The sequence below is a fragment of the Pseudomonas brassicae genome (assembly GCF_010671725.1).
Classification (GTDB): Bacteria; Pseudomonadota; Gammaproteobacteria; order Pseudomonadales; family Pseudomonadaceae; genus Aquipseudomonas; species Aquipseudomonas brassicae.
Genome location: NZ_JAAHBU010000257.1, coordinates 1 through 5,776, shown reverse-complemented (window position 1 = coordinate 5,776; position 5,776 = coordinate 1). Strand labels below are relative to the sequence as shown.

Below are 5,776 nucleotides of genomic sequence, written 5' to 3'. Positions count from 1 at the left end.
CCCCGGCCCTGGCCTACGGCAACTGTGTGGTGTTCAAGCCGGCCGACCTGGTACCGGGCTGTGCCTGGGCACTGGCCGAGATCATTTCGCGCGCAGGCTTCCCGGCGGGCGTGTTCAACCTGGTGATGGGCAGCGGCCGCGTGGTCGGTGACGCGATGGTGCAGGACGCTCGCGTGGACGGCATCAGCTTCACCGGTTCGGTTGGCGTAGGGCGCAGCATCGCTGCTGCCTGTGTGGCGCGTCAGGCCAAGGTGCAGCTGGAAATGGGCGGCAAGAACCCGCAGGTCGTGCTGGATGACGCCGACCTCAAGGTGGCTGTCGAACTGGCCGTGCAGAGTGCGTTCTACTCCACCGGGCAGCGTTGCACCGCCTCCAGCCGCTTGATCGTCACTGCCGGCATCTACCCGCGCTTCGTCGAGGCGATGGTCGAACGCATGAAGTCGATCCGCGTGGGCCCGGCCCTGCAGGCCGGTACCGATATCGGCCCGGTGGTATCCAAGGCACAGCTGGCGCAAGACCTGGAGTACATCCGCATCGGCCAGGCCGAAGGTGCACGTCTGGTGTCGGGTGGCGAAGTGGTCAAGGGCGAAACCGAAGGCTATTTCCTGGCGCCGACCCTGTTCGTCGACTGCACCCCTGACATGCGCATCAGCCGCGAAGAGATCTTTGGCCCGGTGGCCAGTGTGGTCAAGGTGGCCGACTACGAGGCAGCACTGGCCATGGCCAACGACACCGAGTTCGGTCTGTCGGCAGGCATCGCCACCACCTCGCTCAAGTACGCCAACCACTTCAAGCGCCACTCCCAGGCCGGCATGGTGATGGTCAACCTGCCTACCGCCGGGGTCGACTACCACGTGCCGTTTGGCGGTCGCAAAGGCTCCTCGTATGGCTCGCGCGAGCAGGGCACCTACGCCCGCGAGTTCTATACCACGGTCAAGACCACCTACATCGGTTGATCGCGCGCGGCCTGTCCGTACCGGACAGGCCGCACAGCGTGAGAGGGATTGCGATGCACTTGATCCATCATCAGGACACCCCACGCCATATTCGCCTGCACGCCCTGGACAACGTCGCGGTGGTGGTGAACGAGCAGGGCGTAGGGGCGGGCGGGTGCTTTGTCGACGGCCTGGTGGCCGCCGAGGCCATCCCGCAGAGCCACAAGGTGGCGCTTGAAGACATCGCGCAAGGACAACCGGTGCTGCGCTACGGTACGGTGATCGGCTATGCGCTGGTGCCGATCGCACGTGGGCGCTGGGTGACCGAGCAACTGCTGAGCCTGCCCGACGCGCCGGCGCTGGACAGCCTGCCGATGGCCACTGACATACCTGAGCCGTTGCCGCCACTGGATGGCTATACCTTCGACGGGTTCCGCAATGCCGATGGCAGCGTGGGTACCCGCAATATTCTGGGTGTGAGCACCACCGTGCAGTGCGTCACCGGTGTGCTCGACACTGCGTGGAGCGCGCCCGTCGCGAGCTGCTGCCACGCTACCCGAATGTCGACGACGTGGTGGCGCTGACCCACAGCTATGGCTGTGGCGTGGCGATCACCGCGCCCGACGCGATCATTCCGATCCGCACCCTGCACAACCTGGCGCGCAACCCCAACCTGGGTGGCCAGGCGCTGGTGATCGGCCTGGGCTGCGAGAAGCTGCAGCCTGCGCAATTGATGCCTGGCGATGCGCTGACCGCCGGCCAGGACGAGGCCGACTGGCTGTTCCGCCTGCAGGACAGCGGCACTGGCTTCAACGGCATGGTCGAGCAGATCCTGCAGATGATCGAAGCGCGCCTGCAGGTACTCGACCAGCGCCGCCGCGAGCCGGTACCGGCTGCCGAGCTGGTGGTGGGCATGCAGTGCGGCGGCAGCGATGCGTTTTCCGGCATCACCGCCAACCCCGCGCTGGGCGTGGCCGCCGACCTGCTGGTGCGTGCCGGTGCCACCGTGATGTTCTCGGAGAACACCGAGGTGCGCGATGGCATTCACCTGTTGACCGCGCGCGCTGCCACCCCCCATGTGGCGCAGGCACTGGTCCGCGAGATGGACTGGTACGACCGTTACCTGGCGCGTGGTCAGGCCGACCGCAGTGCCAACACGACGCCCGGCAACAAGAAGGGCGGGCTGAACAATATCGTCGAAAAGGCCATGGGTTCGATCGCCAAGTCCGGTAGCAGCGCCATTGCCGGGGTGGTCGCGCCGGGTGCACGGGTGACCGGTCGCGGCCTGCAATACTGCGCCACCCCGGCCAGCGACTTTGTCTGCGGCACCTTGCAGCTGGCCGCAGGAATGAACCTGCACATCTTCACCACCGGGCGCGGCACGCCGTACGGCCTGGCCATGGCCCCGGTGATCAAGGTGGCCACGCGCACGCAATTGGCCGAGCGCTGGCCCGACCTGATCGACGTTGACGCTGGCCGTGTGACCAGCGGGCAGATGAGCCTGGAGCAATTGGGCTGGGAAATCTTCCAGCTCTACCTGGACGTGGCCAGCGGCAAGGTGCGCACCTGGGCCGAGCGCCATCGCCTGCATAACGACCTGACGCTGTTCAACCCGGCGCCAGTCACCTGACCGAGGAGCTTCACCATGCCCCATTGCATTATCGATTGCCCCGCCGAACTGGCCCGACGCGTCGGCGAGCAGACCCTGCTGGCGGCCGTGCACGATGCCATCGATGCCAGCGGGCTGTTCAAGCCGGGTGATATCAAGGCGCGCCTGAACGGTTTCGAACATTACCGCTGCGGCGCCACCCAGGATGAGTTCGTGCACGTGGCACTGTACCTGTTCGCCGGGCGCAGCGCCGAGCAGCGCCGCGGCCTTGCTTCGGCTACCCTGGCGGCGCTGGTCGCCTTGCTGCCGGATGTGGAGGCGTTGTCCATGGATGTGAGGGAAATGCCGCGTGAGACGTTCGTCAACCGCAGCCAATACCTCGAGCAAGCCGCGCTGGGTGCCTGAGCCTTCGGGCCCGGGTACACAGGCGTGGCGTGATGACTGGCAAAAACAAGGAAAATAAAAACATGCCGTATGCAAACCCTGCTGTTGTTCTGCCCAAGACTCCCTTGGCGCGCGCGGTACTTGGCGCGCTGGCCATGGGCTGCAGCCTGCCGCTGTGGGCGCTGGATGCGCCCACCAAGGTGCAAGTGCCAACCCTGGCCTATGACGATCGACAGATCATTCTGGTCTGGGAAAAACCGGCCGATCACGCCGATATCGACGACTACCGTGTCTACCTCAACGGCAAGCTGCTGGGCTCCAGCAATGTCAACAACGGCCAGGTGTCACCGGCCAAGCCTTACATCGACCGCTTCTACGAGCAGGACACCGAGAATTTCCATCACCGCATCGGTATCCACAGCTATACCGCGCAGAACCTTGCGCCCGATACCGAGTATCGCTTCACCGTGCGCTCGGTAGGCAGCGACGGCAAGGAGTCGGCCGACAGCCCCGTGGTGGTGCAGCGCACCACCCCTGTGCCGGCGTTGTTCGACGTGAAAAAGCACGGCGCCAAGGGCGACGGCACCACCCTCGACACGGCGGCCATCCAGAGCGCCATCGACGCCTGCAGCGTGGGCTGCAAAGTGTTGTTGCCAGCCGGTACCTACAAAAGCGGTGCGCTGTACCTCAAGAGCAACATGACCCTGGAAATCGCCGAGGGTGCGACCCTGCTCGGCTCCGAGCGTCCAGAGGACTACCCGCGTGACGGCTACATTCAGTACCCGTACTCCACCACGGTGCGCCCGGCCTCGCTGATCAACGCACTGCCGCGTGACCCACGCAAGCATCAGGCATTCGAGAACATCCGCATTGTCGGCAAGGGCACCATCGACGGCAACGGCTGGAAGCGCAGCGCCGATGTGCAGGATGAGCGGGGCCAGGTGCTGCCGGTATATCTGGCCAGCGACAATACCCGCTACATGCAAGACGGCATCCTGGCCAAGGCCCAGGTCGAGCGCGCGGTGGCCGAGGGCATGAATGTCAAGGACGCCTACGGGCAGATGCGCTCGTCGCTGATCACGCTGCGCGACGTGAAGAACGTGTTCTACGGCGGCTTCACCGTGCTCAACCCGGCTTACCACGGCATCATGAACCTGGAAACCGAGAACGTGGTCATGGCCAACACCACGCACAAGACCTACGACGCCAACAACGGCGACGGCATCGAGTTCGCCAACAGCCGCGGTGCCATGGTGTTCAACAACTTCTTCGACACCGGTGACGACTGCGTCAATTTTGCGGCCGGCACCGTGCCGACGCGGTGCACCAGAAGACCCAGGAAGACGCGTGGATCTTCAACAACTACTTCCGCAAGGGCCATGGCATGGTGGTCGCGGGCAGCCATACCGGGGCGTGGATCCAGAATATCCTGGCTGAAGACAACGTGTCGGATGGTACCGATGCCGGTTTGCGCATGAAGAGCACCAACTTCATGGGTGGCGGGGCGCGCAATGTGATCTTCCGTGATTCGGCGATTCGCAACACGGTCAAGCAGGCGTTCATCTTTACCCTCGACTACAACGACCCCAACGCCAAGCTCGACTACAAGCGTTCGACCATACCGGGGCAGTTCCGTGATGTGCGGGTCAGTGATGTGAGCGTCGAGAACGCGCAGATGGCAGCCATCGAAGTGAAAGGCGACAGCCAGCACGATGCCTACCATCAGGGCTTGGTATTCGAGCGTGTGCGCTTCAGTGGCCCGGCCAAGGCCAAGATCGATGGCCTGAAGGACTCGCGCTTCGACAATATCCGTTTCAGCGAGACGGGTGGGGCGAACCCGTGGCAGGTGAGTGGCAGCCAGGGCCTGGCATTCCAGGACGTGGAGCCTGCGCCGCAGTGACAAACCGGGGCTGCACGCAGCCCCGGCGGTTTCAAGCGTTCAGCGACGCCTGGGGCGCCTCGGCGGCACCGGCCGGCCGATCGCCTGTTCGACCCGTCGTGCGACGGGCGGGTCATCGGCGAACGGAATCAGGCTGGCCTGGTCATCCACCTCGTCACTGTGGCGCTTGAGGCAGGCGCTGGTGATCAGGTAGAAGAACACCACGCCAGCCACCCAGTACACGCCATATAGCCATTCACTCATCGCGATGCCCTCAGGCCAGCTGTGCGTTGTCCAGCGCCAGTTTGGGGTCGGCCACGCGCACCGTGCGCCACATGTTCCAGGCCATCAGCAGCATCCCCGTGAGGAAGCACACGCCACCGGCAAAGCGCACCACGAAGCCCGGGTGGCTGGCCACCAGCGCCTCCACGAACGAGTAGGTCAGGGTGCCGTCGTCGTTGGTCGCGCGCCACATCAGGCCCTGGGTGATGCCGTTGACCCACATCGAGGCGATGTACAGCACGGTGCCGATGGTGGCGAGCCAGAAGTGCAGGTTGATCAAGCCGGTGCTGTACATGTTCTCGCGACCGAACACCTTGGGAATCATGTGGTACAGCGCGCCGAAGGTGATCATCGCCACCCAGCCCAGGGCGCCGGCGTGCACGTGGCCGATGGTCCAGTCGGTGTAGTGGGAGAGGGCGTTGACGGTCTTGATCGCCATCATCGGGCCTTCGAAGGTCGACATGCCGTAGAACGCCAGCGACAGCACCAGGAAGCGCAGGATCGGGTCGTCACGCAGTTTGTGCCAGGCCCCCGACAGGGTCATCATGCCGTTGATCATGCCGCCCCAGCTGGGTGCCAGCAGGATCAGCGACATTGCCATGCCCAGCGATTGCGCCCAGTCGGGCAGCGCGGTGTAGTGCAGGTGGTGGGGGCGGCCCAGATGTACAGGGTGATCAGCGCCCAGAA

Annotated in this window: 3 protein-coding genes and 3 pseudogenes; 4 read left to right on the top strand and 2 right to left on the bottom strand. The window is 64.7% G+C overall.

Annotated elements, in window-relative coordinates:
• The 4 genes and pseudogenes from G3436_RS17450 to G3436_RS17435 all read left to right on the top strand — a co-directional run.
• Nucleotides 1-956, top strand: a 956-nt coding sequence (locus tag G3436_RS17450) for an aldehyde dehydrogenase family protein (protein ID WP_163947371.1), incomplete at its 5' end; no start/stop codon positions are given.
• Nucleotides 957-1,009: 53 nt separating this feature from the next.
• Nucleotides 1,010-2,565, top strand: a pseudogene (gene garD / locus G3436_RS17445) (galactarate dehydratase).
• A gap of 15 nt (nucleotides 2,566-2,580) precedes the next feature.
• The gene (locus G3436_RS17440) at nucleotides 2,581-2,949 is read left to right on the top strand and encodes a 5-carboxymethyl-2-hydroxymuconate Delta-isomerase (protein ID WP_163947368.1); all 369 of its coding nucleotides are present in this window, start codon (nucleotides 2,581-2,583) and stop codon (nucleotides 2,947-2,949) included.
• A 62-nt stretch (nucleotides 2,950-3,011) separates the two neighbouring features.
• Nucleotides 3,012-4,828, top strand: a pseudogene (locus G3436_RS17435) (glycosyl hydrolase family 28 protein).
• A gap of 39 nt (nucleotides 4,829-4,867) precedes the next feature.
• Here G3436_RS17435 and G3436_RS17430 read toward each other — a convergent pair.
• Both G3436_RS17430 and G3436_RS17425 read right to left on the bottom strand, forming a co-directional pair.
• Nucleotides 4,868-5,071, bottom strand: coding sequence for a cbb3-type cytochrome c oxidase subunit 3 (locus tag G3436_RS17430; protein WP_178116504.1), 204 nt, complete (start codon nucleotides 5,069-5,071; stop codon nucleotides 4,868-4,870).
• 10 nt (nucleotides 5,072-5,081) lie between these two features.
• Nucleotides 5,082-5,776 (bottom strand): annotated as a pseudogene (locus G3436_RS17425) (cbb3-type cytochrome c oxidase subunit I); the annotation flags it as partial.